This window comes from Gammaproteobacteria bacterium (genome assembly GCA_013696315.1).
Lineage (GTDB): Bacteria > Pseudomonadota > Gammaproteobacteria > JACCYU01 > JACCYU01 > JACCYU01.
Map to the genome: position 1 here is coordinate 1 of JACCYU010000171.1, position 2267 is coordinate 2267.

2 protein-coding genes and 1 tRNA gene are annotated in these 2267 nt (G+C 57.7%); all 3 read left to right on the forward strand.

The genetic code is table 11. From position 1 onward, the window contains the following. Positions 1-1109 (forward strand): pyridoxal phosphate-dependent aminotransferase (locus tag H0V34_10090; protein MBA2492024.1); only part of this gene is annotated, 1109 nt, incomplete at its 5' end. 50 nt (positions 1110-1159) lie between these two features. Beyond that, positions 1160-1235, forward strand: a tRNA-Asn gene (locus tag H0V34_10095). Positions 1236-1589: 354 nt separating this feature from the next. Then, on the forward strand, positions 1590-2261 hold the full coding sequence (locus H0V34_10100; GenBank protein MBA2492025.1) for a hypothetical protein: 672 nt from the start codon (positions 1590-1592) through the stop codon (positions 2259-2261). Positions 2262-2267 lie beyond the last annotated feature (6 nt).

Genomic DNA, 2267 nt, shown 5'->3' on the forward strand with positions numbered 1-2267 from the left:
TCAAGGCGCTGGGCCGCGACGTGGTGGGCTTGGGCGCGGGCGAACCCGATTTCGATACGCCCGAGCACATCAAGCAGGCCGCGATCGAAGCGATGCGGGCCGGCGACACCAAATATACGCCCGTGGATGGCACGGTTGCGCTCAAGCGCGCCATCATCGAGAAATTCCACAAGGACAACGGGCTGGACTACGCGCTGGATCAGATACTCGTATCCTGCGGCGGCAAGCAGAGCTTTTATAATCTCTGCCAGGCGATGCTCGATGCGGGTGACGAGGTCATCATACCGGCGCCCTACTGGGTCTCCTACCCGGACATGGCGCTGCTCGCCGACGCCACCCCCGTTATCATATCCACGTCGCAGGCACAGGGCTTCAAGATTACGCCGGAACAGTTGCGCGAGACCCTGACCCCGCGCACGCGCCTCATGGTGCTGAACAGTCCCTCCAATCCCACCGGCGCGGCCTATACGGCGGCTGAGCTCGAAGCACTGGCCGACGTGCTGATGTCACGGCCCGACGTGATCGTGGCGACGGACGATATGTACGAGCACATCATGTTCGAGGGTCAGGTCTTTAATAACATCCTCAACGTGTGTCCGGATCTGCACGACCGCGCCATCGTGCTCAACGGTGTTTCCAAAGCCTACGCGATGACGGGCTGGCGGATCGGTTATGCGGGCGGCCCGCGGTCACTGATCAAGGCGATGACGAATGTGCAGTCGCAAAGCACCTCGAACCCCTGCTCCATTGCGCAGGCCGCCGCCGCGGCCGCGCTCGCTGGCGATCAGGCCTGCGTGGAGGCAATGCGCGTCGCGTTCGAAAAGCGCCATCAATATGTAGTGGCGGCGCTCAACAAAATCAACGGCGTCTCGTGTCTGCCCTCGGCCGGTACGTTTTATTGCTTCCCGAGCGTGCACAGCGTTATCGAGCGTATGCCCGACATCGAAGACGACATCGCGCTGGCCGCGCACCTGCTCGATAAGGGCGGCGTCGCGTTGGTACCGGGCGCAGCATTTGGCGGGCAGGGTCACGTGCGAATATCGTTCGCCACCGACATGGCCACCCTTGAGAAGGCCATCACGCGCATCGCGGCTGCGTTTTCGCAGTAAAAACCCAAGTTGACCGGCTAATGACCGGACTGTACTATTTCGCGCACAATTCCCCGGTAGCTCAGTTGGTAGAGCGGGTGACTGTTAATCACTAGGTCGGCGGTTCGAGCCCGTCCCGGGGAGCCAAATAAAACAAGTAGTTAATCGGTTTTAGCAACTCTTCTCTTCCTTGGTGAGTCACCACTAAGTCACCACTAAGTCACCAGCCAAATCTATTTCGCGCCTGCTGCTTAAGGTCTTTCAACCCCACACCATCACCGAGATAGAGAGGCAGTCATGCAGCTACACTTTCCGAAAATACCCGATCACAGCATCCTGTCTGCTTGGCGCGCAGAGATGGTCGAAGCGACCCTTGACGTTCAAAGTCAGTTGCAGGACCGAGAGGCTGATCTAGTACCGTAGTTCGCGAACCACTTGAATACGCTCCAGTCGATGCCGCGGCAGATGCGGCGCAGCCTACAAAGGCAGTGGAAGCGATCGTTGGCGGGCATAGCGCTGCTGATGGCGCTGGGTAGTCAGCCTGCATCAGCAGCGATAATTAATGTCGGCGGGTCATGCTCGCTGGCAAGGGCGATCGTGTCAGCGAATAACGACAGCTCGCCGCAAGGCTTCTGTCGACCGGGACGTGGGGCGGATACGATTAATCTTCCCGCTAATGCGGTGTTCGGTTTCTTTCAAGCGAACAATACGAACTACGGACCCGCCGCTATTCCCACGATGCGTACGCCAATCACTATCGTTGGCAACGGTAGCAGGATTCAGCGTGTAAAGACTGCACCGAGGTTTCACATATTCTCGGTAGCGAAGACGGGCAAGCTAACGCTTCAGAAGACGACGGTGAGTGGAGGCATCGGCGGCTTGCGCAATAACGGCGGCATCCTGAACTTAAATAACAGCACGGTTTCAGGTAATACCGGTTGCGGCATCGATAATGCTTACGTCAACGATCAATATAATTCCGGCGCCGCTAATGTCAACAACAGCATTATATCGGGCAATACCGGTTGCGGCATCTCTACCACATACAATAACTGTCGCATCCCTGACGATTATATCTCTGTAAGTCGTCTTCCGTTATTCTCGGCGCGTGAGGTTCTCCGCGGCCTGGTGGAGGACTTAAAGACCTGTTGTCCTGGAGAGTTGCCCGCATGATGATCG